Here is a 24,593-nt window from a genome sequence, read left to right on the forward strand (position 1 = left end):
AGAGCTCAAATTGTCTGGTGCTTACAGGCTTCCTTCAAGGGATCCGGACCACGTTTTGATCACATGATCGATACTCGCCGGTACAACGGGGCGGCGACCCGGGGCGGTTACAGCTGGTAACACCAGACCGCCGGCCGACCCGTGAACGGGCCGACCGGCGGTCGTGGAACACAGCAGGTGGTACGGGTGAACGGACAGTGCGGGGACGGAAAGCGGCCCCGGGCGCCTCAGCGGCCGGTGCCGCCGTAGACGACCGCCTCGTCGCTCTCGGTGTCCAGGCCGAAAGCGGTGTGCACCGCGCGCACGGCCTCGTTGACGTCGTCGGCACGCGTGACCACCGAGATGCGGATCTCGGACGTCGAGATCAGCTCGATGTTGACCCCCGCGTTGGACAGCGCCTCGAAGAACTGCGCCGTGACGCCGGGGTTGGTCTTCATGCCCGCGCCGACGAGCGAGATCTTGGCGATCTGGTCGTCGTAGCGCAGCGCCTCGAAGCCGATGCCCGCCTGCGTGCGCTTCAGCGCCTCGATCGCCCGCGGGCCGTCGCTCTTGGGCAAGGTGAAGGAGATGTCGGTCAGGCCGGTGGAGGCCGCCGACACGTTCTGCACCACCATGTCGATGTTGATCTCGGCGTCCGCGATCGAACGGAAGATCACCGCAGCCTCGCCCGGCTTGTCGGGCACACCGACGACCGTCACCTTGGCCTCGGAAGTGTCGTGCGCGACACCGGAGATGATCGCGTGCTCCATGCCCTTGGCGTCCTCTCGCGGCTCGTTGCTGACCCAGGTGCCCTGGAGGCCGGAGAACGACGACCGGACATGGATCGGGATGTTGTATCGGCGGGCGTACTCCACACAGCGGTGGAGCAGCACCTTGGAGCCGGAACTGGCGAGTTCCAGCATGTCCTCGGAGGAGATCCAGTCGATCTTCCGGGCCTTCTTCACCACGCGCGGATCGGCGGTGAACACCCCGTCCACGTCGGTGTAGATCTCGCAGACCTCGGCGTAGAGGGCGGCCGCCAGCGCGACGGCCGTGGTGTCGGAGCCGCCGCGGCCCAGCGTCGTGATGTCCTTGCTGTCCTGGGACACGCCTTGGAAGCCGGCGACGATGGCGATGTTGCCCTGGTCGAGGGCGGTGCGGATGCGGCCCGGCGTGACGTCGATGATGCGGGCCTTGTTGTGGACGGAGTCGGTGATGACACCCGCCTGGCTGCCGGTGAAGGACTGCGCCTCGTGCCCGAGGTTTTTGATCGCCATCGCCAGCAGCGCCATGGAGATCCGCTCTCCGGCGGTCAGCAGCATGTCGAACTCGCGGCCGGCGGGCATCGGAGATACCCGTTCGGCGAGCTCGATCAACTCGTCCGTCGTGTCACCCATCGCCGAGACCACGACGACCACTTGGTGGCCGGTCTTCTTGGCATCGACGATCCGCTTGGCGACGCGCTTGATGCCGTCGGCATCCGCAACGGAGGAGCCGCCGTACTTCTGCACGACAAGGCCCACGTGCGCTCCTCAAATCTGGTACTGCGTTCGGCTCAGTTTATCGAGCAGGCCCGGATCGACCCCATACCACCACATGCTGAGACGCCCGGCTCACTCAGCGGACCACCTGCCCACGGCCCCGCCGCGGTAATCGCGCCGCACGCCGTGCTCCATGTCACTGCGCCCGGCGTACGCCCTCGTGAACGGAGGCCGACGCCGGGCGGTCCCGCCGGCGGAACGTCACTTCGCCGGGCCCAGCCCCAGCGGTTTGGCGATCTCGGCGGCCATCACACGGCCCGCCTCGTCCGCGAGCCGGTCGTCGTCCGCGCCCGCGTCCGTGTCCAGGCCGTCCAGCGCGTCCAGCGGGCTGTCCAGCCGGACGTGCGCCACCAGCGACTGCAGGGCGCGCAGCGACGCCGAGGCCGTCGGACCCCAGTTGGACAGGTACGAGAACTGCCACCACCACAGCGCCTCGGTGATCCGGCCGGACCGGAAGTGCGCCAGACCGTGGGTGAGGTCGGTCACCACGTCCGCGAGGTCGTCGGAGATCCGGCAGGCGACCGGCGTGCTGCGCGGCACGTACGGGTCGAAGACCTCGGAGTAGACGTCGATCGGCTCCAGCAGCACCGCGAGCCGCTCGCGCAGCTCGTCGGTGTCCGGCTCCGGCCCGAGGTCCGGCTCGTACCGCTCCTCCGGGACGATGTCCTCGTGTGCCCCCAGCCGGCCACCGGCCAGCAGCAACTGCGAGACCTCCAGCAGGAGATAGGGCACCGCGCTGTCCGGGTCGTCGCCCTTGGCGACCTCCCGCACCGAGAGGATGAAGCTCTCGATCTGATCCACGATCGAGGACGCGAAGTCGTCGGGGTCGAGGGCGTTGTCAGACATCAAGGAGCCGCCTTCCTTCAAAGGCTCGGCCGAGCGTGACCTCGTCGGCGTATTCCAAGTCGCCCCCGACCGGCAGGCCGCTGGCGAGACGGGTGACCTTCAGTCCCATCGGTTTGACCATGCGCGCGAGATACGTGGCCGTGGCCTCGCCCTCGAGGTTGGGGTCGGTCGCGAGGATCAGCTCCGTGACGGTGCCGTCCGCGAGGCGCGCCAGCAGCTCCCTGATCCGCAGGTCGTCGGGGCCGACGCCCTCGATCGGGCTGATCGCGCCGCCCAGCACGTGGTACCGGCCCCGGAACTCGCGGGTGCGCTCGATGGCGACCACGTCCTTGGGCTCCTCGACCACGCAGATGACCGTGGTGTCGCGGCGCGGGTCTCGGCAGACCCGGCACTGGTCGGCCTCGGCGACATTGCCGCAGACCACGCAGAACCGCACCTTCGCCTTGACCTCGCTCAGGGCGTGCGCGAGCCGGCGGACGTCGGCGGGATCGGCCTGAAGGATGTGGAAGGCGATCCGCTGCGCGCTCTTCGGACCCACGCCGGGCAGTCTGCCCAGCTCGTCGATCAGGTCCTGAACCACGCCCTCGTACACGCTGTGCCCTCTTCGTCGCTCGGACGGTCCGGAAGACCCGGGGCCGTCAGAAAGGAAGGCCGGGGATGCCCCCGAGCCCCTGGGCGAGCGGGCCGAGCTTGCGCTGCTGCAGCTCCTGCGCGCTCGCGTTCGCGTTCTGCACGGCGGCGACGACCAGGTCGGCCAGCGTCTCCGTGTCCTCAGGATCGACCGCCTTCGGGTCGATGACCAGACCCCGGAGCTCGCCGGCACCGGTCACCGTCGCCTTCACCAGGCCGCCGCCCGCGGTGCCCTCGACCTCGGTCTCGGCGAGCTCCTGCTGGGCTGCCGCGAGGTTCTCCTGCATCTGCTGGGCCTGCTTGAGCAGCTGCTGCATGTTCGGCTGACCACCACCGGGGATCACGGTCTCGCTCCTGCCTCACGACGACGGTTGTGCGGGTAGGGCGAGCCTACGTGCTCGGACGCCCGCTCGCGCTACCCGTAGCCAGGAACGACCGACACGCGTCGCCCGTTCCGCCCGTTCCGGCCGGAAGGACCGGACAGGGCCGGTCGTTGGCCGGTCGCCGGCCGCTTGCCCGGCGGTTGCCCGCAGGTCCGCCGGAAGCCGGCCGGCGGTCACCGGCGGTCGCCGGTCAGTCGTTGGCGATCTCCTCGATCACGGTGGCGCCCAGTTCCCGCACGATCAGGTCGTGGCCGCTCAGCGCGGACTCGACCAGGTCCGGGTCGTCGTCCTCGGGCATGTCGTACTCGACCGGGGGCGGCTCCTCGGCGACCGGCGCGTGCGCGGCGGCGGACACGCCACCGGACACCGCGGAGGGCGCCCCCACCGCGGCGCGTGCGGCGGCGGCCCTGCCCGTGGCGGGCGGCGCGGCCTGCGGGGCCGGCGTGGCGGGAGCGGCCGACTGGGGCTGCTGATGGGGCTGTTGGGGTTGAGCCTGCTGCGGTTGGTGCGGCTGCTGAGACGGCTGGGGCTGCGGCGGCGCGGCGGGAGCCGGGCCCTGGGGGTGTCCCGGGCCGGGCCGGGAACCGCCGCCGAAGCCGCCCCCGGAACCGCCGCCCGGCCCGCCGGGGCTGACGATCGCCTCGATGCGCCACTGGACGCCCAGGGCGTCGGTGATCGCCTGCTGGAGGACGTCCTCGTGGCCGCGGTTGACGAAGCTGTCGCGGGCGCCCGGGTTGTCGAAGCCGATCTGCAGCGTGGAGCCGTCGAACCCGACGAGGCGGCCGTTCTGCTCCAGCAGCATCCAGGTGACCCGGCGACGGTTCTTGACGGCCTCCAGGATGTCCGGCCACATCTGGCGGACCCGGGAGGGGTCGCCGACAGGCGCCCCGGACGCGGGGGCGGCGGGAACGGCGGGGACGACGGGGGCCGCTTCGGCGGGAGCGGGGGGCGGCGGGGCCGCCGGTGAGGCCGCGGCCGGCCAGGCACCGGGGCGCTGGCCGCTCCCGGGGGCGGCGGCGCTCGGCCAGGCACCGGGGCGGGGGGCTGCGACCGGACTGGGGGCGGTCTCCGCGGGGGCGGGCGCCTGTACGGGGGCAGGGGCGGGAGGGGCGGGTGGCGCGGCGGCGGGCTCGTCGGCGGGACGTGCCGGGGCGTTCATCGCCGCGCGGGCCGCCGCACGGCCGCCGCCCGGGGGCAACGGCTCGCCGAACTCCACGACCGGAGCCGCGGGGCCGCCGGCCGGGCCGCCCGCGGGCGCCGCGAAACCGCCCGCGGAGGCGCGCCGCTCCAGCCGGTCCAGCCGGGCCTGCACGGACCGTTCGTCGTCGTACGCCGCGGGCAGCAGCACCCGGGCGCAGATCAGTTCCAGCTGGAGTCGCGGCGAGGTCGCCCCGCGCATCTCGGTGAGCCCGGTGTTGACCAGGTCGGCGGCGCGGCTCAGTTCGGCCGCGCCGAAGACGCCGGCCTGCGCGCGCATCCGCTCCAGGACATCGGCGGGGGCGTCGATCAGGCCCTTCTCCACCGCGTCCGGCACCGCCGCCAGGATCACCAGGTCCCGCAACCGCTCCAGCAGGTCGGCGACGAAGCGGCGCGGGTCGTGCCCGCCCTCGATCACCCGGTCCACGATCTCGAACGCCGACGCGCCGTCCCCGGCGGCGAAGGCGTCCACCACGTCGTCCAGGAGCGCGGCGTCGGTGTACCCCAGCAGCGAGGTCGCCATGGCGTACGTCACACCGGCCTCGCCCGCACCGGCGAGCAACTGGTCCATCACCGACATCGAGTCGCGCACCGAGCCGGCCCCGGCCCGGACCACCAGCGGATACACCCCGGCCTCGACCGGGATCGCCTCGCGCTCGCAGACCTCCGCCAGGTAGTCGCGGAGCGTCCCTGGCGGCACCAGCCGGAAGGGGTAGTGGTGGGTGCGCGAGCGGATCGTGCCGATGACCTTCTCGGGCTCCGTCGTCGCGAAGATGAACTTCAGATGCTCCGGCGGCTCCTCGACCACCTTCAGCAGGGCGTTGAAGCCCGCCGAGGTGACCATGTGCGCCTCGTCGATGATGTAGATCTTGTAGCGGCTGCTCGCCGGCCCGAAGAAGGCCTTCTCCCGCAGGTCGCGGGCGTCGTCCACACCACCGTGCGACGCCGCGTCGATCTCGATCACGTCGATCGACCCCGGACCGTTGCGGGCCAGGTCCCGGCACGACTGGCACTCGCCGCACGGCGTGGGCGTCGGGCCCTTCTCGCAGTTCAGGCAGCGCGCCAGGATGCGCGCGCTGGTCGTCTTGCCGCAGCCGCGCGGCCCGCTGAAGAGGTACGCGTGATTGACCCGGTTGTTCCGCAGCGCCTGCTGCAACGGGTCGGTGACGTGCTCCTGCCCGATGACCTCGGCGAAGGTCTCGGGGCGATAGCGGCGGTACAGAGCAAGGGACACGCCTACGACGATATCGGCCCCCACCGACACCCGGGCCCCACCCATGTGACGGACCCCACACGGGCCGCCCTCCCGGGCCAAAAGAAAGACCCCTCACGCACCCGCCAGAGCCCACCTACCCTTGCTGCCTTCCGGCCCTGGGGGGGTTCAGCGAGATAGCGCCACGTGAGGGGCTGCACCCAGCCTACCCGATCCGATCACCCCCGGATGCACGCCGACGCTCCCGAGGAACGAGTTCGCGAGCACTCCCTCCGGTCTAGTAATGTTTGCCGCGGAGGATTCGCCTAGTGGCCTAGGGCGCACGCTTGGAAAGCGTGTTGGGGGCAACCCCTCACGAGTTCGAATCTCGTATCCTCCGCCAGTGCCTCACCGGGCACGTTGTCGAAGGGCCCCACCGGTCGCGGTGGGGCCCTTCGACGTACGTGGTCTCAGTTGCGCAGGGCGGACAGTCGCGGACGCCCACGAACGGGCTTCGTCGGCGTCCCGCTGCTTCGGGGACGAGATCCTCTAGGGCGACCCGCTTAGCGCTCCGCGGGAACATGCACGGCCCCCCAGCCCAAGTCGGCTGCCTGAACCAGCCAGCAACAGAGGCCGATCACCACCTCACTGGCAGGGGCACAAAATAGGATGCCCGGCGGAAGCTCCACGGGCTCGGCGATGAGGGCATCAGGCGACGGGAAGGTCTGGACATGCTGGCAGGAAGGCTGCCGGGGACGGACCTCATGCTTGGCATGTCTCGACGCCTCTACGGCGCGTGCCGGGAACTTGCCAACGCGGAGCGTCGTATCGTCGCTCAGGTCCGAGATAAGCGGCCTGCCTATCTCGCCGAGCTGCCGCGCGCGGCGGTAATGCCGCTGTCCGAGGTCACGTCCGCCGGAGTGGTGTATCGACGGCCACTCGGTGATCTTTTCTTTGAGGCTATGCGGTGAGTTCGGTCGGCAGGGCGGTGTCGTCGGTTCCTGACTCGATCGGGTGGAGGCGGGCCTTGATCAGCAGCTCGCGGCCCATGTAGCGGCGGGCTTCGGTCCACTCGTCGTTCTGTTCGGCCAGGACGGCGCCGACCAGCCGGATCACGGCGGTGCGGTCGGGGAAGATGCCGACCACGTCGGTGCGGCGGCGGATCTCCTTGTTCAGTCGTTCCTGGGGGTTGTTGGACCAGATCTGCCGCCAGATCTCGCGCGGGAAGGCGGTGAAGGCCAGCAGGTCGTGCCGGGCGGCGTCCAGGTGTCCGGCGGCTTTGGGGAACTTCGCCTCCAAAGCCTCCTGGACGTGTCGCATCTGAGCCTGGACGGCGTCTGCGTCGGGCTGTTCGAAGACCGTCCGCAGCAGTGTGGCCACCCACGGCTGGGCCGATTTCGGGACCTGGGAGAGCAGGTTGCGGGCGTAGTGGGTGCGGCAGCGCTGCCACGAGGCGCCGGGCAGGGTCGCGCCGATCGAGTCGACGAGGCCGGTGTGGGCGTCGGAGACGACGAGCTGGACGCCGCTGAGGCCGCGGGCGATGAGCGAGCGCAGGAAGGCGAGCCAGCCGGCACCGTCCTCGGCGGTGGCGACGTCCAGGCCGAGGATCTCGCGGTGCCCGTCGGCGTTGACACCGACCGCGACCAGCGCGTGGACGTTGATGATCCGGCCGCCCTCGCGGACCTTCTGGGTCAGCGCGTCGACCCAGACGAACGTATACGGTCCGGCGTCCAGCGGCCGGTTGCGGAACGCGGCCACCTGCTCGTCGAGGTGCTTGGACATGGCGCTGACCTGGGACTTGGACAGTTGCGTGACGCCGAGGGACTCGGCGAGTTTCTCGACCCGGCGGGTGGACACGCCCAGCAGGTAGGCGGTGGCGACCACGCTGATGAGGGCTTGTTCGGCCCGGCGTCGGCGTTCGAGGAGCCAGTGCGGGAAGTAACTGCCGCTGCGGAGCTTGGGGATGGCCAGCTCGACGGTGCCGGCGCGGGTGTCCCACTCGCGTGGGCGATAGCCGTTGCGGTGGTTGACGCGTTCGTCGCTGACCTGCCCGTATTCGGCGTTGCAGAGGGCGTCGGCCTCCGCGGACATGAGCGCGTCGGCGAAGGTCTTGACCATCGCGCGCAGCAGATCGGGACTCGCCGCAGCGAGGTTCTCCTCGGTCAGGGCGTGCAGGGGCAGACTGTCTGGTGCGGTCATCGTGCTGATCTCCTTCGAGCCTTAGACATCTCGAAGATCAGCCGGTGGCCGTCTCTATATCCGGACCCTCACCCCGACGCCGGGACAAACACCCGAATCAGGTGGGAACCCGTACACCACTTCCAAGGACGCAACCCTGTCCGAACGGCCAGTGAGCGAGCAGGCGTACGAGGACAGGATCTCCGAGGCCGAGAGATACATGCGGGGAGTCCGGGAGGAACGGCGGGAAGAGCAGCTCCGCGCTGTGCGGTCAGGCTTCACAACAGGCGACAGAGCCTCCTGGCTTCATCTCCTCGACTCGGTTCCTCGGCTTGCACTTCCCAGGGAAGAAGGCTTTCTGGAGGCGGCGACTGCCGACACCTACCTCGCAGTCGAGGAGGAGACGCTCGACCTGGATGAAGCGCGATAGCGACGCTTCGAATTTGCGCGGGTATGCCCAGTCGTCCCCATCGAACCGTCGCGAACCCGCGTACACCTCGGTTCACGATGAGCACGTACGCGTAGCCGTCGAGAACTACCGACGGGCTACGCGTGCCGGGGAGTCGTCTCGGCGGCTCATGCTGGCCCCGCCGAAGACCGATCGCAGTGTCAGGCTGGAGCCGCGCGGCTGCAGATACTCGCGCGATCCGGTAGCCGCGTAGAGGGTGAGTGAGTTGAGTAAGCCCGACAACCCAAGTGACCTGCCTCACACTCGAAGCGTCACCCCAGGCGACGCCTTCCCTCCGCCGCAGTCTCGGCACGTCCGCCATCAGCAACTTCACCTTAAGAGGTTGCGCAGCGCTGCTGCGCACGCAGTGACGTTAGCGGGAGTGAGGAAGCAACAGACGTGCACCCCTCTGCACCCACTGCTAGATTCCTGCCAATCCGCCTCAACTTCAGGGCCAAGCACGGCCATCTCGCAACAGGGCCCCGAGTGCAGAGAGTGCGCAGCGCTGCTGCGCACATACCCAATCGAGAGTGGTAGGGGGCACCACAGAGTGAAGTCGTTCTTCGAGCTGCTGGGTAAGGCGATGCAGAGCACGGGCATGACGCTGCGTCTATGTCTGCTGATGGTTGTCGCCTCAGCAGTGGCATACACCATCAGCCAACTGCAGTAAGTCGATGTGGAGCGAGGAGACCTGCAAGTGGGAAGCACAGAAACGAAGAGCGCATCTGCTGACGTTGTGGACCGGCTCTGGCGGGCATACGCACCCTTCCAACGGGGCCGGAAAACGTTCGGCGACCTCACCTCTATGACCACGATCCTGCTTCTTGCAGGGTTTGTTGAGTCGGTCGGTGAATCGGAGGATGAGTTCGTCAAACGGTGGGCTCGAGCAACTGCGGAGGCCCAGATCGGCATCTCGCCGCTGGTGGACCTGCGCGCCGCCTTGAGAAGCGCGAGTAGGCATCAGCTCTTTCCTGTGCCTGACATCGACAGGCTCGACGTCGAGTTCCTCGACGGAAGTGAAGGAGCAGATGACGTTCCCTGGGCAGCCGCGTTCCTTGCTGCCCTTACGCAGGGGCCGGCGCTGGCCAAAGCAAGCCTGGCGGAAGTCTATGAGTTGCTCCTCGAACGCCACGTTCAGGAAGGTGCTTTTCTGGCAGGAGAGTTCTACACACCGCGCGACGTCGTGCGCCTGCTTGTGGAGACCGCAGCCCCGCGGCCGGGGGATCGAATCCTTGATCCGGCTTGCGGGACCGGTGGCATTCTTGCAGTCGCAGCGGAGCGCATCGCGGCACACGGTCGGCTGGACGGCGCTTCCTTCGAGGCTCATGCCACAGATCGCAGCAATCCACGGCTAGCGATGATGAACCTGGCCATCCACGGAGTGGATCAGCCCGTCGTGAGTGCCTCCGATCCGGTGTCGCTCTTTCAGCACCGGGGTACGGGCCTCGTCGACCTGGTGCTGAGCAACCCGCCGTTCAACCAGCGCATCACGGCTCACCACACAGTCGACTGGCCCTTCGGGCAACCGCCCGAATCCAGCGCGAACTTCGCCTGGCTCCAGCTCGCGTGGAGCCGACTCAGCGAGGAGGGGTTCGCGGTAATGATCATGCCGCCGGGAGCCGCCTGGTCCGGCGGCCGTGAAGCGCTGATCCGCAGAAGAATGATCGCCAGTGGTGCTCTCCTCGCTATCATTGCGTTGCCGGCGAACCTTTTCGCACCCCACACCGCCATTCCCGTACACATCTGGGTGTTGGCTCGCGACAAGTCCCGCCACCTGCCGGTAGGCGATACCGAATCCGTCCTCTTCATCGATGCAAGCAGACTCGGTAAACAGGTTCCACGGCAGCCATGCACCTTGACCACCGAGGACACTGATCGCATCAGCACGCGGTTTCACGCGTGGCGGCTGTCCCCTTCCGCAACGCCTGATGAACCAGGATTCTCTCGTTCGGTTTCACATGCCGAGATCGACGAGAACGACGGCAGCCTCGATCCGCGCCGGTACGTCCACTTCGACCCTGAGCAGCAACCAGCAGCACCAGACCTTGATCTCATGCTCGATGCCCTGGACCGGCATAACGGCGCGACGTCGAGTTCCAGCCGTGCTGTCCAGGGAAGTTTCAGCGTGTGCAGGCGATTGACTCGCAGCGGGGTCGAACTTCCCCGTGTGCCTCTTGGGCTCATTGTGAAGGGAACTCAAGCTGGTTTGTTCGAGGAACCGGAGCCCGGCCTGCTCTACGCCGGGCCTTCGGGAAGTCTCATCCATGCGGAGGACTACGTGGACGCCGGGATCCCCGTGGTGATGCCCAAGGACCTCACCAGCAATGGCATCAGCACGACGAGCATCAAGTACATCGGCGACCGTCAAGCCAATGATCTGGATCGCTTTCGCCTCCACCTCGGCGACGTGGTACTGGCACGTCGCGGAGAGCTGGGGCGATGTGCGGTCGTCCGAGAGGAGCAACAGGGATGGCTCTGTGGAACCGGCTGCTTCGTTCTTCGGCCACCCGCTGAGCTGAACGCTGACTACTTCGCGGCCTACCTCCGCAGTACGAAGGCACGCCAATGGCTCGATGCCCACTCCACGGGGAGTATGACCATGAAGACCATCTCTCTCAACGCTCTGAGCAAATTGCCTGTTGCACTGCCAGATCTCGGAGTGCAACAGGCGATCGCCGACGCGATGAGGCAGCTGGATGAGCATGAGCGACGGCTACATGAGCAGCTCGCGCTCACACAACAGATCCGCCGCGACTCGCTCATGAGGCTCCTGCGAAGTTGAGTACGACGCAGAGTGCTCAGGCTGCCAGTGACAGCCCTGGCAGTTCGCCCGGCGCCACTCGTACGGGCACCGAAGAGAGCTGGCCGGATACCGGCCTGCGCCCCTCGTGCGTACTTGATTGCGCTCCCCCGCCCCGCCCTACCGTCCTGCGGCTCAAGCCACACGACGTCGACGGAAGGGCAATCGGTGAACAAGGACGAATCCAAAGCCGTCAGCGAGATCCTCCACGAGCTGAGCAACACCTCACACGTCCAGGTCCGCTCGTCCACCGAACTCGCCGCCCAGGTCTCCGAGGCCGCGGAGGACGAGGACGAAAAGCGAATAGACGACGGACGGGGCCCGCTTCGCCGACGCACCGACTACAGAGCCGTCCGAGCCGCGCCGCGGTCACTGACACTCACTCCCTGGCAAGTCATTCACGCCATCGGCCTCGGGGCCGCGTCGGCCCGTCAAGGCGCAGGACGAGGGCTGGCCGAGCACTGGGGGAGTCTGCGCTACAGCCAGGCGCTGGAGGCCAACCAGGGCGACTACCTGGGACTGTCGTCCGAGGGGCGCGACCTCCTGCGCTTCTACAAGGCCACGCAGTCCGGAGAAATCGGAACTGGCTTCGCCTCACTGTTGGCGGAGCACGTGGTCAGGTCCAGGTACCCCGACCACTCCGTCTCCGTGATTCCCGCGGACGTCGCTCTGAAAGCCGGCTGGGCCCTTCGCAGCACCTCCGGCACCGGATCCCGCCCGGAGCCGCTGCAACGACGGCCTCACTTCTTCGTCGAAGCCTGGCAGCCAGATCAGCCGTCCAAGGTCCTACTCGTCTCTTCGAAGGGCACCCACAGCAGCGTCCACCAGGTACACAAGCAGCTCAGCACCGCTGGTGCTCACGTGGAGTCCGTACACATCGGGCCCTACGGCACCGTCCCGTACCTGCTGATCGGAACAGAGATCCCCACTAAGGAGAGCCTCGCCCTGCACGTCCTGGAGGCACCGGGCACGACCGTCCTCCACCCGTCCGGAGAAACAGGACAAGCCGACTTGAACCTTGCCCTGGACCAAGGGAATCGCATGGCCGACGTCGTGCGGCACGCAGAACGAGGCGAGACGACCCTCCCCGGGTACCAGGTACTGCCCGAATCCTTCACCTGGTTCAACATTGTGCTGGCACGGACGGAAGCGGCCACGCTCACGGCATTCACCGGAGGTGGCAGACCCACCGCCCAGTACCTGACCAAGGAGCAGGGGCAACGCCACTTCCAGCATGACGTCCATGCCAACACGGCCAGACTGCGAGATGCAGAGCACCACATCCACGGCATCGACTTCGTCGGCACCGACCACATCTACCGCCTGAACGGCACCCGCGTAGAGGCGTTCTCCGGACTCGAGAAGAGCCTGTACATGCATCTCCACCACGGGCGCGTCAACGAATATCGACGCGAAGTGCACGGCCTCCGAGGACAGTGGCCGGACCGCAGCGCGTCAGGGAAGTGGAACGCGGTGTCCATCCGTGCCGACGGGACCGTGATGGCAATCGGTCTCCGGGAAGAGTGACCCGGCAGCTGGCTGCAACGACTGACCGATCCTGCTGGTGCTTGCTGGGGGCGCACAAAGCTGAGCCCTGGTTCGGTTTCATCATGCTCGTAGAACGCGCGCCGAAATCATTGACCAAGGTCGAGTTGCCCAAGAACATGCCGTTCCCGCCGGACCCAATCTTCGAGGAGCGTCGTACATAGGACGGTACAAGATCTTCTTCGAACGCATGGTCAAGGAGGGCAACTACGACACTGCTGCGCTACTCACCGCCGAGGCGGGCAGCGAACACTTCATCGAGCCGTTCTAGGGCGTTGGTGATCACGTAGGCCCAGGGCCAGTACCGGGCACGCGAGGGGACAGCAGGGCGCGGCGCGGGCGCGGGAGAAGGCGTCGGGCGCGGCCCCGGGGGCGAAGGTGCGCTTCCACCGCAGCCATGTATCGCTCGCGGACATCCGCCAGCGCCCGCAGGTCGACGACCGACGTCGGGATCACCATCGCCGTGTCGTCTGCCACTGGAGCCGATCGCCACGCATCCTTCATGCTCTGCCCGGCCACCGTCCGTGTACGGGAGACGAGTTCGTCATACGCGGCGCCCACCTCCGGAGCCTCGAAACGGACCCACGCCTCGTGCCAGGTCAGTCTGGACTGGATCTCCCGCAGCTGCTCCGACAGGCGAACCCGCTCCTCGGCGGCAGCGTCCGCGCGGCGGCGCCGCACGGCGTAAGCCATCTCCGCGTACTGGATACTTGCCTCGTACGCGCTCGCGAACAATTCCTGCTTCCGCTCCTGCATCTGAGCGCGACGCCCGATCCGCGCCTGGACGCCGAGGACGAGGCCGGTCACCAGCGCGGCGAAAACAGCAGCGTAGGGGCCGAGGGCCTTGATCGCGTCAGCCAATGATGTGGTCCTGTTCGTCGAGGCCCGGCGAACCGAGGCCGTGGGGTGCTTCGAAGCCCGGCCAGATGCTGGTGGCGCAAAAGGCAGACTCCCAGCGCAGATGGCGGACAATGATCGCGACGAGGAGCCGCCCGCCGTCGCCGGGCGACCACCGGCGCGAGAGCGCGTCCTTCGGGTACCAGAGGCAAAGGGAACCGTCGGGGTTGCGGTGGGCGGGACAGTCGGGTCCGCGTGCGTGGACGCGGGGGAATGCCGGATCGCCGGGGGCGAAGGCGATGCGGAGACTGTGTGAGGGCAGGATCCGAATGTGCGGGTAGACCTGGACGGTGAACCCGGACGCGAAGTCGGCGGGTTTATCCACCTCGCGCACGTCGAGCCCCGTTGAACGCATCCCAGTCAGCAGCTCGGCGCGGGCCATCGGGCGGGCGAACCAAGGACGGCCCGCGGGACGTCTGTCACCGTTCAACGGCCGTGCCCTTCCGCCACGAGCGCGTCTTCGGGATGGACAGGCTCGTGCCCGCGAGACCGAGGCTTGCGGTGGTGCTCAGGGGAGTGGAGGCGGCGGAGAAGGCGCGCTCGCGTTCACGCATCGTCTTGGGGAAGAGGAGTTCCAGGACCTCCGCCACCGTGTCGATGTCATCGGGGTCGGCTATGGCCTTCGCGAGCCTGTCGGCGGCGACCCGCAGCCGCCGCTCTGCATCCGCGTCGGGGATCAGCGGCTTGAGGTCGGGCGAGACGGAGCGCGGATCCTTGGTCGGCTCGCCGCGCTGAAGGCGCAGGGCGGCCTTCAGCAGCACCGTGTGGACGGCGCCGACGAGGCCCATTTTCGGCTCGACGAACTCATATGCCCAGACGGAGAGTTGGTGTGAGGAAAAGCCCGGCTTCGTGGCCTGGGCATTCCACGCCTTGAGGATGCGGATGGCGCGACGCCGAGTGCGCCGCAGGGCGTCGGCGCCGGACGTCAGCAGCTCCACGTGGCCTTGAGGGTCGCTGGCGCTCCATGCCTTTGCGGAGCTCGGGGCCTGCTCCAGGTCGGGGATCCACAGTCCGCGCCCGTCGCGGCGCCGCAGCGCCACGATGAGATCGACCGTGACATCCGTGCCGTTGACCGGGGCGCCGAAGTGAATCTTGAGGCCCCGCCGGGACTTGCACACTCGCGCCTTGGGGTAAAACGGGGTGCGCTCCGGGTCTCGGAGCTTCGGACCGATGAACGCGACAAGTTCATCGGTGACGGTGTGCGGAGCCTCCCCTCCTCCATCAGGACCAAGCTCCGGGTGCCGGATACGGTCCAAGATGATCCCGCCGTCCCCATCGCTGATGGCTCCGGCGTGCGGCTGAATGTGGGTGCGAACAGGGATCGAACCCGAGCTGTACGACGTACGGCCCTCGGGGTGCTGCTCGGCCAATGTGCGGGCCAGCGCCAGACGTTCGCGTGTCGCCGTGAGGACGTCGGGGTCTACGTTGATCAGAGTGAGCAGGTCGTCGAACTGATTGTGCAGATGTGCCATGACCGTTCCTTGCGGGCCGGGGGTGCGGTGCGTGGACAGACAGCCGGCACGGGTGTGTACCGTGCTCCGAGTCTGACGCACGCCACTGACAACGCCCCCGCTTCCAGCGGAGGTCAGAGCCCAGCGCGGCCCGATCAATGAGACGGTCACCGAAATCCAAGACCGTCGCCGGCGCCGGTCTCACGACTCCCCGGAGTCATCGGGTTCGTCCTTGCCCTGGGCCAGGATCCGGCCTCCGACGAAGACCACACCGAGAGCAAGCGCTGATCCGACACCGACCATGGTCTTCTTCAGCAGACCGTCCACGTGGCGCTTGTGCTCGGTGTCCTTCTGAGAAGCAAGTCTTGCCGTTTCCTGGATGAGTTCGAGTATGTGCTTCCTCTGCTCCCAGGTCAGGTCACCCCTCTGGAGTTCTCGCTCGAAGATCACCCGGTTCTCCCGGAGGGCCTGGTAGACCTGATCCAGGCTATGCCTGCCGTCCGCAAGAGTGGCCTCGTGGGCCTTCTCGATGGTGCCGAAGGCATCCGTGGCGAACTTCCTGAACTCGGGGAACTGTTCAACGATCTTCATGGCCACTTCGGTGTCCATGTCAGGCATCATGGCCGCGAACCTGACCGCCTTCTCCTTGGAGAGATGCCTCCAGGTGTCGATTCCGAGCGCGCGCATGATCTCGGCTTCGTTCTTGTACTTCATGCCGTGGGGCCATTGCTCTCCTTCGCAGCGACTTCTTCCGCGCTGCGGGCCCGGTAGTCGATCCCCCGGCTGTGCACCTTAGTGTTCAGACGCGGAGTGCTTATCGCGTTTTTGGTCACGCTTTGAACGGCCCGCCCACCTCGTGAAATTCCGAGGCTAACTCTGCTCGTCGCCGCACGTGTTGAGGTTCTGCGCTCGGTCCACTGCTGAGCGCACGCCTCCACGTAGGCCGACGAGACCGCGTCCTCGTCCGTGCCATGCAGGTGGGCCTCGATCGCCGAGCTCGAAAGCATCGTGAGACACCCCATGCCGGCGTTGCTGCGGCGCCTGTACCTGGAGGTCGCCAATGGCGGCTTCGGACCCGACGGCGTCCTGTCCCTGACCGACACCGGCAAGTGGTACAGCGAGGAGGAGTCCCTGCTCCGGTGCGTGCGCGAGATCAAGTCTGACCCCGAGTTTTTGTATCTGCTTCACACTCCGCCGCTGATGACACTGGGCTGCGCGATCTGGTGGCACGTCGACTTCCGTACACCGGAGGCCCGCATGTGGGGCTGGGACCCGAACGCGCTCTGCGAGCGGCACCGATTCTTCGAGGAGCGGTTCACCCTGGCCCAGTGGCTGGAGAACTGGCTGGAAGGCAACCGCACCTTCCCGCACCCGCCGCCCGTGGTGGACTGCCCCGATTGCCTCAACTGATGACAGACCCAGCGCCGTGCAACTCCCAACAGCGGCGATGGGACGGCGTTGCCGCGGGTCAGCATCCGCCCGGATGAGGCCCGGCCCGCAGCCTTCCGACAGGTGAGACGAATTCCCATGGCATCAAGGCTCTACGCCCAAGGGTCGTTGTCCACTCCCTCGCCAAGGGTTTCAAAGGGCTTCCACTTCGGGCAAGTCGGAATATTTCCTCCGGAACGGAGGAACTCTTTGACGGCCTCGCGAACGCGCGTCAATGAAATCTCGGAATTGTCGGCAAATTCAGTCCAATGCCCTGCGACATGATATGTGACGCCACTGCGTGAACCTGGGGAACCCACTGAAGCGATGCGTCCGACTTCGGGCAGCGAGAGAGCCAACGCGCCCACCTGGTCAGCTCTGCTTACTCCGACGTAGAGCTCATGATCCGGAAATCCCAGCCACATCACAGGTCGAGCCCTCGACAGGATGTGCACCGCGTTGTGGGTTTCCGGCCCTGCCAACAGAGCGTCGATAAGGCGATCCACTTCACCCGATGTGGAAATCAGCACGGGGTCCTGCATGTCAGCTCGGCGGTAACGCGCTTCCAATCGGTTATCAGTCACTGTCTCAACCTCGCCACACGTCCTCCCTACCCTCGCATGTCGCCGTACAACTCCCAGGAAGTACGTCCTCGCACACGACTTCGTCGCGTAGTTTCGAGTACGCCGGCTTCATCGGGGCCGAGCGGCCGATTCGTGGAACTCCCGTCATGCCCACCGTGGCCCGAACGAACGAGGTCGACCTTGCCGAACCGTCCCGGAACGACCGGCGGACCCGCCATCCCTGAGACCGGACAGGTGGACGGCCCAGTGCCCAGGTCGATGTCCTGGATCAGTCCCGTCGAGGCCCCCCCGGGGCCCGGGGAGAAGGCGAACGACTACGACCGCTTCGCCGAGGCGTACGCGGCGGAGAACGAGACCAGCCTCATCAACGCCTATTACGCGCGTCCCGCGATCGTGGACCTCGCCGGCGACGTCGTGGGCCGCCGGATCCTCGACGCCGGCTGCGGCGCCGGCCCCGTGGCCGAGGACCTGCGCGCGCGGGGCGCGATCGTGGCCGGCTTCGACTCCAGCGCCGGGATGCTGGCGCTGGCCCGCAAGCGGCTCGGCGACGACGTGGTGCTGGAGCGCGCCGAACTGGGCGGCCCGCTGCCGTTCGCCGACGCCGGATTCGACGACGTCGTCGCCTCCTTGGTCCTGCACTACCTGGAGGACTGGACAACGGCCCTGGCCGAACTGCGGCGCGTGCTGAAGCCCGGCGGACGGCTCATCGTGTCCGTCAACCACCCCTTCGTCAGCCAGATGGCGGCGCCGCGCGGAACCGACTACTTCGCGACACGCGCCAGCTCCGAGATGTGGGAACTCGGCGGCGCCAAACACCTGATGACCTTCTGGGACCGGCCGCTGCACGCGATCACCGACGCGTTCACCGCGGCCGGCTTCCGGATCGACGTCATCAGCGAACCGGCCCCGGCGCCCGAGGCCCGCGAACGGTTCCCCGAAGTCTTCGCGCAGAAGCCGTCGGGCAAGTTCCTGTGCTTCCTGTTCTTCGTCCTCACGAAGGCCTGACCCCCGGGGGGTCCGATCGCCGCACCGGCAATTGCCTCGTCCGGCACGGCGGACCTGGGTCATCCTTGAGACCGCCCCTGCGAGGTCGGCCTCCCGGCCTCGTACGGGTACATGGGCAACACGGGGACGGGGGATGAGGCATGGGCCGAATGTTGCTGGGGAACGCGGGGGCTGCCCTCTTTGCGGCTGTGGCGGGCACGCTGGCGGGGGTTCTGTTCAGCCATGCGCCGTTCTGGGAGTTGGTGCAGTTCGGCGTCTGTGCGTTCGTCGGCATCACGGTGGTCGGGACGCTCGGCGAATGGCGGCGTTCTCGGCGTTCGAGGCCGTAAAGCCTCACCCGCGGGTACCGCACCCCTGACGGAACGGTGATCACGCCTCCGACGGGTCGGCCGTGGGACGGGGGGTTTCCAGGCGGAGGACGAGGGCACGCAGGGCGCGAAGTTCCGCGTCCAGCGCCTGCGCGCCTTGACGGGTGAGGGCAATCCACGTTCGGGGGCGCCGACCGGCGTAGCCCTTCTCCACGGTGATCAGACCTGAGTCCTCCAGCACCTTCACGTGCCGGGAGAGGTTTCCGTCGGTGACGGCCAACTGATTCTTCAGGAAGCCGAACTCGACGCGATCGGCTTCCCGGGCGACGGTGAGGATGCCGAGGCGTACACGCTGGTGGACGGTGTCGTTCAGCGACTGCGTCGGATGGAGTCCTTCCTCTTCGTCCCACCCGGCGGTCGAGTCCCCGACACTCATGCGGCAACCGTACCGGCTTCAACCGCCTCGGGCGCGGGCCGACGACGGGCCACGGCCCACTCGGCCAGGCCGGCAAGGAGCAGGATGGCGGCGAGCAGGAGTGCTTTGGCCTGCGGTCCGTCGGTCCAGTCGGGGTGTGCGGGATGCTGCCAGGGGAGCCATCCGCTGCCCCAGGAGGCCCCGAGGTACCCAGTGAGCAGCAGGGCGTGAGCGGTACCGGCGGCCACGGCGATCCAGCTGCGTTCGGCTGTTCCGAGTGCGACGAGTCCAAGGCCGACGAGGTACCACGGGGAGACGTAGCTGTTCTCCAGCAGTACGACCTCCCACGGTTGGTCCCCGCCGAACAGCAGGGCCATCAGGGCCGTCGTGATCGCTGCGGTGGCTACGGCGGTCGTACGGACCCACATGCCACGACGGGGCACGACACCGCGGTCCTCACCGCGCAGGCGGTACCAGCGGGCGAAGACGAACCATGCCAGGGGAAGCAGCGCGAACCACACGCCCCAGGCCGCGAAGCGGAGGACGGCGCCGTCGAACTCGCCCCTCACACAGGGGGCTCCCAGTTCATGGACGACGCACAGGTCACTCAGCTCGGCATAGGCGAAGGCCGGATAGGACCCGACGTTGCGTCCATGGGCGCCGAAATTGAAGGCGTACCGGGCAACCGGAGAGGCTGCCAGCGCAAGAAAGGCGAAGCCGAGGAGGGAGACCCACGAGCCGTTCATCTGCGCGCGAGTCCTGGCCCTTAGGTCTTCCGTCGCCGCTAACAGGCTGACGGCGTGCGTCCTTGGCTCGGATCCCGCGCCGCTCAGTGACGGTGTCCCCATGAGGCCCCCCTTGTGGTCGCGCTTCGGGAGCGCTGGGAAGCGGGCCGCCGGTCGGCTGCCCGCATCCATGAACTTTGCAATGCAAAGTACGTTGCGGTCAAGAGGAGTTGTGGCTACCTGCGGCGGCGCACCGATCAGCCGCCCGTGAGCGTCGGCCTGAAGTCGGCGGGGAGGGCCGGCGCCGAACAGCGGCACGGTCGGTGACGGCGGCTCCCCAGCTCGGCGCGAGATATCAAGCGCAATCGCGCGGATGCCCTGCCATGCTGTGCGCATGAACACCGACCGAAGGGCCCATGCCGCGTAGGCGCCCAACGCGCCTGAGGGCGCAGAACCGGGTGTTCTCGCCGCACGACGGCAGGTACTCCAGGATCGGCCAACTGTCCGGACCGGCCCAGGCCGAGATCATTGGACTGGAGCGCACGCGCCTGGGCCCAGGGGTCGTCGGGCGAGCCCTCTCGCGCTGGTGCAGCATCGCACGCGCCCCACGGGGACAACTTCCGTCCCTCTTCGCCGACCGCTGCGGCCATCCCGATTGCTGTCCGGAGCCCGCCGAGGAGCGGGACATCCTGGAATCCGCGATCTGCGCCCTCCCCTCCAAGACAGCGCGCGAGGTGCGTCGCATCGTCGAGAGGGTGGATCAGTTGATCATCCAGCGGCAGTACCTGGACATCGACCGCCGTAACGGAAACGGGTGGTGGAGGGACGCTTTCTGACTCCCGCCCGGTACGGCACCGAACCTGGCGCCGGATCCCGGTCCCACGGCGGCATGAGCCCTTGTGCCCACTGGCGGGTCGCGGAGTCCTTCGAGGAGGCTCTGAACCGGCTCATCCGTCGGGAGAGGTCCAGCGTTTCGCGCGGCCCGGCAACCCCGGAACAAATGAGATGAACGAGGCCGTCAGGTCGCGCGAGGATCGCTCCGTACTCGCCGACGAAGGGGCAGCTCTGCCACTGGGCTCCGATGCTCTCGGGGTAGCGAGACAAGTCGCCGCCCCAGTTCCCTGGCTTGGGAACTTGCGCGTCGCCGTACCGCGGGGCGTACGAGGAAGGATGCACGCGTGATCGAGCGAGACGTCGCGGTCCGGATCGTGGAGGACGAGCTGGAACGCGAGGACCGGAAGTGGGCGGCGACAGATCCGCATGCGGTACGCACGGCTGTGGCGGATGTCAGTGAGCACGAACTGGTCTGGATCGTCTCCTGGCAGTCCGTGGAATACCTGCGCACCGGGAACACGCGGCACCTGCTGGTCGGCAACGGACCCTACTTGGTCGATCGTGTCGACGGGGGGTTGCACCAAATCGGAGTCGTCTCCTCGGCCGGTGGCCACTGGGAGGACGACTACCGTGCCCGGATCCGGGGGCTGCCCGTCCGTACCGCGGTGGACGATCTGCACGACGAGATACGCGAAGTCGCCACCAGGCGTGGGCGCATCCATGCTGGACGTGCGCTGCGGCAGCGGCTGCCCGTGCTGTCACCCGCGCGGGCGCTGGAGTACGTCACCGGATTGCACCGGGGCGACGTCCCCGCCGGCCTGCTGGCCATCGCCGATCGGGCGCTTGTGAAACCGCTCAACCCGGTGTACGCGGTGCGGACCGTCCGCCGTTAGGCACCTTCCCTGCGATCGCGCGCCCCACCGCCCGCCGGTGGGGCGGGCGGTGGGGGCGCGGGGTCAGGTCGTGGCGGGTGGGGCCGGGCGGGTCGCGGGGGTGGCGCCCTCACCGATCACGTAGTGGGAGCCCTCGCTGTCCTCGGCCTGGATCCGGACCTGGTAGGAGGAGGTCGCACCGGCCGGCGCGGTGGTGTCCAGGTAGGACTCGGCGGTGCCGGGGAGGGGCGGCGTCACCTCGTCCCAGACCTGGGTGGCCGGGTTCCAGCGCTGGACCGTGACCGCGTACGGCTCCGGGCATCCGCTGTCGTACGGGCAGACCCATGCCCAGGTGAGCCGGACGCCGTCGGCGGAGCCGGTCGCGGCCAGTGTCATGTGGCTGACGTATCCGTCGCCGGTCCACGGCAGCACCGCCGCCTCGGAGCGCACGCCGTCGGCGTCCACGGCCACCACCGCGTAGTAGGCGCCGAAACGGACGGCGGGCGCGGCGGTGTCCGTCACGGTGGTGCCGGTCACGGGCTGGTCCTGGACCCGGGTGCCGGGGTGGGCGGCGTCCTGCCAGTCCCGGTAGACCAGGTAGCCGGTGGCGCCGGGCACCGGCTGCCAGGACAGCACCGCCCGGGCGCCGTCCTGCCGTGCGGCCGGGTCACCGGGCCGGCCGGGCCGCGTGGTGCCCTCGGGGTACGGGCGCACCGCGCAGCCCGGGTCGGAGAAGTACGAGCGGCTCCCCGACGGGCCCACGGCGACCGTCCGGTAGCAGGCGGCCACTCCGGCCGGTGCCCCGGTGTCGGTCCACTCCGGGGAGGCCGTCGCGGCGATGTCCGCGACCCTGCTGAACACGGGGTCGGTCTCGGTGCGGCGCCAGACCTCGTAGCGGGCCGGGTCGAGGCCGTTGGAGGCCCAGGTGACGTGCGTGCCGTCGGTGGTGCCCTCCGCGGTCGGCCGTCGGGGCGAGCCGTCGGTCTCCGCGGGCACGTCGACCCAGACCGGGTCGCTGTAGTTGCCCTGCTTGTCCCGCACGGTCAGGCAGTAGCGGGCCTGCCGGTACGGGCTGGTGTCCAGGTACCAGGAGTCGGCCGTGTTGAAGGTGTCCGAGTTGACGCACGGGTCGCCGTAGCTGCCCCGGTAGAGGTAGTAGCGGTCGAGTCGGGAGGACGGGTAGTCGTCCCAGTCGAGGAGGACGCCGCCGTCGTCGCGGGTGGCGGTCAGCCCGGTCGCCGAGGGCGGCGGCGGGGCCAGCCGGGTCAGCCGCACCACGGTGCCGGAGGAGCGGTTGCCCGTCCTGTCGACCGCGACGACCCGGTAGTACGGGATCGCGTCGGGGTCGATCGGTCCGTCGGTGAGGGTGCAGCGGACCCGCTCGTCGGTATCGGGGGCGATGGCGGTGCACACCGGGGTACGCACGCCCCAGTAGTCGGTGAACGGGCCGCCCGGGTCCGTGCCGCGGGTGACCTGGTAGCCGGCGAAGTCGGCGTCGTAGCCCGGCCATCCGATGGTGGTCCACGCCAGGGTGACGGTGGTGGCGCCCTCGAGGGCGGTGACCTCGGGGGCGGCGGGCGCGGCGGGAGGGTAGATGTCCGGCTCCACCGGGCGGCTGACGGTGACGGGTTCGGTCCAGGCCGAGTACGCGGGCGCGGTCCCGGCGCGGGTCACCTTGCCGACGGCGCGCACCCGGTAGAAGCGGGTGCTGCCCTCGGGCAGGGTGCCGTCGGAGTACGCCGACGTGGTGAGCGGTGCGCCGCTCCCGGCCCGCAGGGTCCAGGGGCCGGAGGCCGAGTCGGCGGACTGCACCTGGTAGCCGGTGGTCAGTCCGTACGCGGCGCTGCCGGCCGGGTTGTCCGCCCAGTCCAGCACGGCGAATCCGCTGCCGGGTGTGCCCTTCAGCCCGGTGGGCCGCTGCGGCGGGAACAGGCCGGTGTCGGGGCGCAGCGCCGCGGCGGTGGTCCGGGCGTACTCACCGGGTTCGGTGGTGGCCGGGGCGGACTCGTTGCCCGCGGTGTCGACGGCGGTCACCCGGTAGTACGAGGTGACGCCGATCGGGGCGGCCTTGTCGGCGTAGGCGTTGTCCTGGACGACCCGGGCGTCGGCGCTCCTGATCCTGGTCCAGGGGCCGCCCGGCGCGGCGGCCCGGTAGACGTTGTAGCCGGCGAAGGAGTCCTTGGTGCTGAAATCGTCGTCCCAGCTCGGGCCCCAGGTCAGGTAGTTCTCGCCGAGGTCGTCGGCGGCGTCGGGCGCTCCGTTGCCGTTGAGGTCGATGTCGCCGTAGCCGTCGGCGCCCAGGAGGTCCGGGAGCCGCGGCGGGGTGGTGTCCGCCGGGACGGCGGAGGCGTTGGCGGAGGCGCGGGACTGGTTGCCGGCGCGGTCCACGGCGGTGACGGCGAACCAGTACTTGGTGCCGTTGCGCAGCCCGGTCGCGGTGAACGTGCGGCCCTTCAGCACGGCGCTGCCGCTGATCCGGTGCGCGGTGTCGATCGCCACGGGGCTGCTCGTGGAGCGGTAGACCCGGTAACCGGCGAGGTCCGCCTCGGCGTTGGCCGCCCAGCCCACGGTGGTCCGGCCGTCGCCCCGGGTCGCCTTGACGGAGGCGGGGGCCAGGGGGGCGGTCTTGTCCGGGGTCCTCGGGGTGAGGGTGACGGCCACGTTGGCCGAGCCCTTGAGAGCGACGTAGTCGACCCGCACGGTGTGCTTCCCGGCGGGGACGGTCAGGTTGACGGCGGCCGACCGGGTGGAGGTGTAGTCGTGCCACAGGTCGACGTAGCGCTTGCTGTCGATCCAGACCCGGACGCCGTCCTGGGCGGCGGTCCTCAGCACGAAGGGGCCGCCTCCGCCGAAGTTGCGGCGCATCGTCCAGCGGACGCCGAACCGGTCGTTCGGCAGGGTGGTCCCGCTGGGACGGCCCTTGCCCCAGTTCTCGCTGATGGCCGTGTCGCACACCGACCTGCGGGGTGTGCCGGTGAGGGTGGTGTTGGCGTAGTAGTCGGCCTTCCACACGCCGTCCGCGCAGCTCACGGCGGCGGCCGGCACGGTGTCCTGCCGTACCGGGGGCGGGGTCTGCACGGTACCGGCGACGAGCGCGGCCCCGGCGGCGGCAGCGGTGACCGGCCACAGCAGCCGGTGCGCCGTCCGGACACGGGATCGCGGGGGAACGGGAACGGGAACGGGTCTGCCCATCCGGGGCGTCGTCCTTCCTCGGGTCCGGCGGCGCCCCGAGGCGTCAACACCGCCCGTGCGCCGACCAGTTGATCACCTCAGCTGCACGATGATGGCATGGGAACGGGTATTCGTGTGATGGTGTGTGCGAATTTCGTGTGCAT

Annotated in this window: 21 protein-coding genes, 1 tRNA gene and 1 other RNA gene; 8 read left to right on the plus strand and 15 right to left on the minus strand. The window is 68.6% G+C overall.

Features of this window, described 5'->3' with window-relative positions:
- Positions 1-227: 227 nt before the first annotated feature.
- The 6 genes from ACIP64_RS26995 to ffs form a co-directional block, all read right to left on the minus strand.
- Positions 228-1,502 carry an aspartate kinase gene (locus ACIP64_RS26995; protein ID WP_401591630.1) on the minus strand — a complete coding sequence of 425 codons (1,275 nt, stop codon included), beginning with the start codon at positions 1,500-1,502 and terminating at the stop codon, positions 228-230.
- Positions 1,503-1,721: 219 nt separating this feature from the next.
- Positions 1,722-2,366, minus strand: coding sequence for a DUF5063 domain-containing protein (locus ACIP64_RS27000; protein WP_401591632.1), 645 nt, complete (start codon positions 2,364-2,366; stop codon positions 1,722-1,724).
- Positions 2,359-2,958, minus strand: coding sequence for a recombination mediator RecR (gene recR, locus ACIP64_RS27005; RefSeq protein ID WP_360913157.1), 600 nt, complete (start codon positions 2,956-2,958; stop codon positions 2,359-2,361). Before recR ends, ACIP64_RS27000 begins: the two co-directional genes overlap by 8 nt.
- 46 nt (positions 2,959-3,004) lie before the next feature.
- Complete coding sequence (locus ACIP64_RS27010) at positions 3,005-3,340, minus strand: YbaB/EbfC family nucleoid-associated protein (protein WP_360913155.1); 336 nt, start codon at positions 3,338-3,340, stop codon at positions 3,005-3,007.
- 229 nt (positions 3,341-3,569) lie between these two features.
- Positions 3,570-5,810, minus strand: coding sequence for a DNA polymerase III subunit gamma and tau (locus ACIP64_RS27015; protein ID WP_401591635.1), 2,241 nt, complete (start codon positions 5,808-5,810; stop codon positions 3,570-3,572).
- An 81-nt stretch (positions 5,811-5,891) separates the two neighbouring features.
- An RNA gene (ffs, locus tag ACIP64_RS27020) (signal recognition particle sRNA small type) lies at positions 5,892-5,988 on the minus strand.
- Positions 5,989-6,083: 95 nt separating this feature from the next.
- Between ffs and ACIP64_RS27025 the strand changes: the two genes are divergently transcribed.
- Positions 6,084-6,171 (plus strand) — tRNA-Ser (locus tag ACIP64_RS27025).
- A gap of 557 nt (positions 6,172-6,728) precedes the next feature.
- On the opposite strand, the gene ACIP64_RS27030 is transcribed toward ACIP64_RS27025, so the two are convergent.
- Complete coding sequence (locus ACIP64_RS27030; RefSeq protein ID WP_401591637.1) at positions 6,729-7,967, minus strand: IS256 family transposase; 1,239 nt, start codon at positions 7,965-7,967, stop codon at positions 6,729-6,731.
- A gap of 151 nt (positions 7,968-8,118) precedes the next feature.
- On the opposite strand from ACIP64_RS27030, the gene ACIP64_RS27035 reads away from it, so the two are divergent.
- The 4 genes from ACIP64_RS27035 (at position 8,119) to ACIP64_RS27050 (ending at position 13,010) form a co-directional block, all read left to right on the plus strand.
- Positions 8,119-8,376 carry a hypothetical protein gene (locus ACIP64_RS27035; protein ID WP_401591639.1) on the plus strand — a complete coding sequence of 86 codons (258 nt, stop codon included), beginning with the start codon at positions 8,119-8,121 and terminating at the stop codon, positions 8,374-8,376.
- A gap of 823 nt (positions 8,377-9,199) precedes the next feature.
- Positions 9,200-11,176, plus strand: coding sequence for an N-6 DNA methylase (locus ACIP64_RS27040; protein WP_401591641.1), 1,977 nt, complete (start codon positions 9,200-9,202; stop codon positions 11,174-11,176).
- Positions 11,177-11,362: 186 nt separating this feature from the next.
- Entirely contained in the window at positions 11,363-12,721 is a 1,359-nt protein-coding gene (locus ACIP64_RS27045; protein ID WP_401591643.1) for a hypothetical protein, read from the plus strand.
- Positions 12,722-12,830: 109 nt separating this feature from the next.
- Positions 12,831-13,010 (plus strand): PaeR7I family type II restriction endonuclease, encoded by a 180-nt coding sequence (locus ACIP64_RS27050; RefSeq protein ID WP_401591812.1) that lies wholly within the window; start codon positions 12,831-12,833, stop codon positions 13,008-13,010.
- Positions 13,011-13,021: 11 nt separating this feature from the next.
- Here ACIP64_RS27050 and ACIP64_RS27055 read toward each other — a convergent pair whose 3' ends face one another.
- From ACIP64_RS27055 to ACIP64_RS27070, 4 genes are all read right to left on the minus strand, one after another.
- Entirely contained in the window at positions 13,022-13,600 is a 579-nt protein-coding gene (locus tag ACIP64_RS27055) for a hypothetical protein (protein ID WP_401591645.1), read from the minus strand.
- Entirely contained in the window at positions 13,593-14,018 is a 426-nt protein-coding gene (locus ACIP64_RS27060; RefSeq protein ID WP_401591647.1) for a hypothetical protein, read from the minus strand. The genes ACIP64_RS27055 and ACIP64_RS27060 overlap by 8 nt, the downstream gene beginning before the upstream one ends.
- Before the next feature lie 37 nt (positions 14,019-14,055).
- Positions 14,056-15,108: a hypothetical protein gene (locus tag ACIP64_RS27065; RefSeq protein ID WP_401591649.1), complete on the minus strand. Its 1,053-nt coding sequence runs from the start codon at positions 15,106-15,108 to the stop codon at positions 14,056-14,058.
- Between the two features lie 180 nt (positions 15,109-15,288).
- Positions 15,289-15,801 (minus strand): hypothetical protein, encoded by a 513-nt coding sequence (locus ACIP64_RS27070; RefSeq protein ID WP_401591651.1) that lies wholly within the window; start codon positions 15,799-15,801, stop codon positions 15,289-15,291.
- Positions 15,802-16,107: 306 nt separating this feature from the next.
- On the opposite strand from ACIP64_RS27070, the gene ACIP64_RS27075 reads away from it, so the two are divergent.
- Positions 16,108-16,497 carry a hypothetical protein gene (locus ACIP64_RS27075; protein WP_401591653.1) on the plus strand — a complete coding sequence of 130 codons (390 nt, stop codon included), beginning with the start codon at positions 16,108-16,110 and terminating at the stop codon, positions 16,495-16,497.
- Between the two features lie 131 nt (positions 16,498-16,628).
- Here the strand turns inward: ACIP64_RS27075 and ACIP64_RS27080 are convergent, their stop codons facing one another.
- Complete coding sequence (locus ACIP64_RS27080; RefSeq protein ID WP_401591657.1) at positions 16,629-17,099, minus strand: Imm1 family immunity protein; 471 nt, start codon at positions 17,097-17,099, stop codon at positions 16,629-16,631.
- A 258-nt stretch (positions 17,100-17,357) separates the two neighbouring features.
- On the opposite strand from ACIP64_RS27080, the gene ACIP64_RS27085 reads away from it, so the two are divergent.
- A complete protein-coding gene (locus ACIP64_RS27085; RefSeq protein WP_401591814.1) occupies positions 17,358-18,104 on the plus strand; it encodes a methyltransferase domain-containing protein in 747 nt (248 codons plus the stop codon).
- A 369-nt stretch (positions 18,105-18,473) separates the two neighbouring features.
- Here ACIP64_RS27085 and ACIP64_RS27090 read toward each other — a convergent pair whose 3' ends face one another.
- Positions 18,474-18,848, minus strand: coding sequence for a winged helix-turn-helix domain-containing protein (locus ACIP64_RS27090; protein ID WP_401591659.1), 375 nt, complete (start codon positions 18,846-18,848; stop codon positions 18,474-18,476).
- On the minus strand, positions 18,845-19,573 hold the full coding sequence (locus tag ACIP64_RS27095) for a hypothetical protein (RefSeq protein ID WP_401591661.1): 729 nt from the start codon (positions 19,571-19,573) through the stop codon (positions 18,845-18,847). The genes ACIP64_RS27090 and ACIP64_RS27095 overlap by 4 nt, the downstream gene beginning before the upstream one ends.
- 1,157 nt (positions 19,574-20,730) lie before the next feature.
- Here ACIP64_RS27095 and ACIP64_RS27100 point away from each other — a divergent pair.
- Positions 20,731-21,279 (plus strand): YrhB domain-containing protein, encoded by a 549-nt coding sequence (locus ACIP64_RS27100; protein ID WP_401591663.1) that lies wholly within the window; start codon positions 20,731-20,733, stop codon positions 21,277-21,279.
- Positions 21,280-21,342: 63 nt separating this feature from the next.
- Here ACIP64_RS27100 and ACIP64_RS27105 read toward each other — a convergent pair whose 3' ends face one another.
- Positions 21,343-24,450 (minus strand): PA14 domain-containing protein, encoded by a 3,108-nt coding sequence (locus ACIP64_RS27105; protein WP_401591665.1) that lies wholly within the window; start codon positions 24,448-24,450, stop codon positions 21,343-21,345.
- Between the last annotated feature and the right edge of the window lie 143 nt (positions 24,451-24,593).

Source organism: Streptomyces sp. NPDC088733, from assembly GCF_044751185.1.
GTDB lineage: Bacteria > Actinomycetota > Actinomycetes > Streptomycetales > Streptomycetaceae > Actinacidiphila.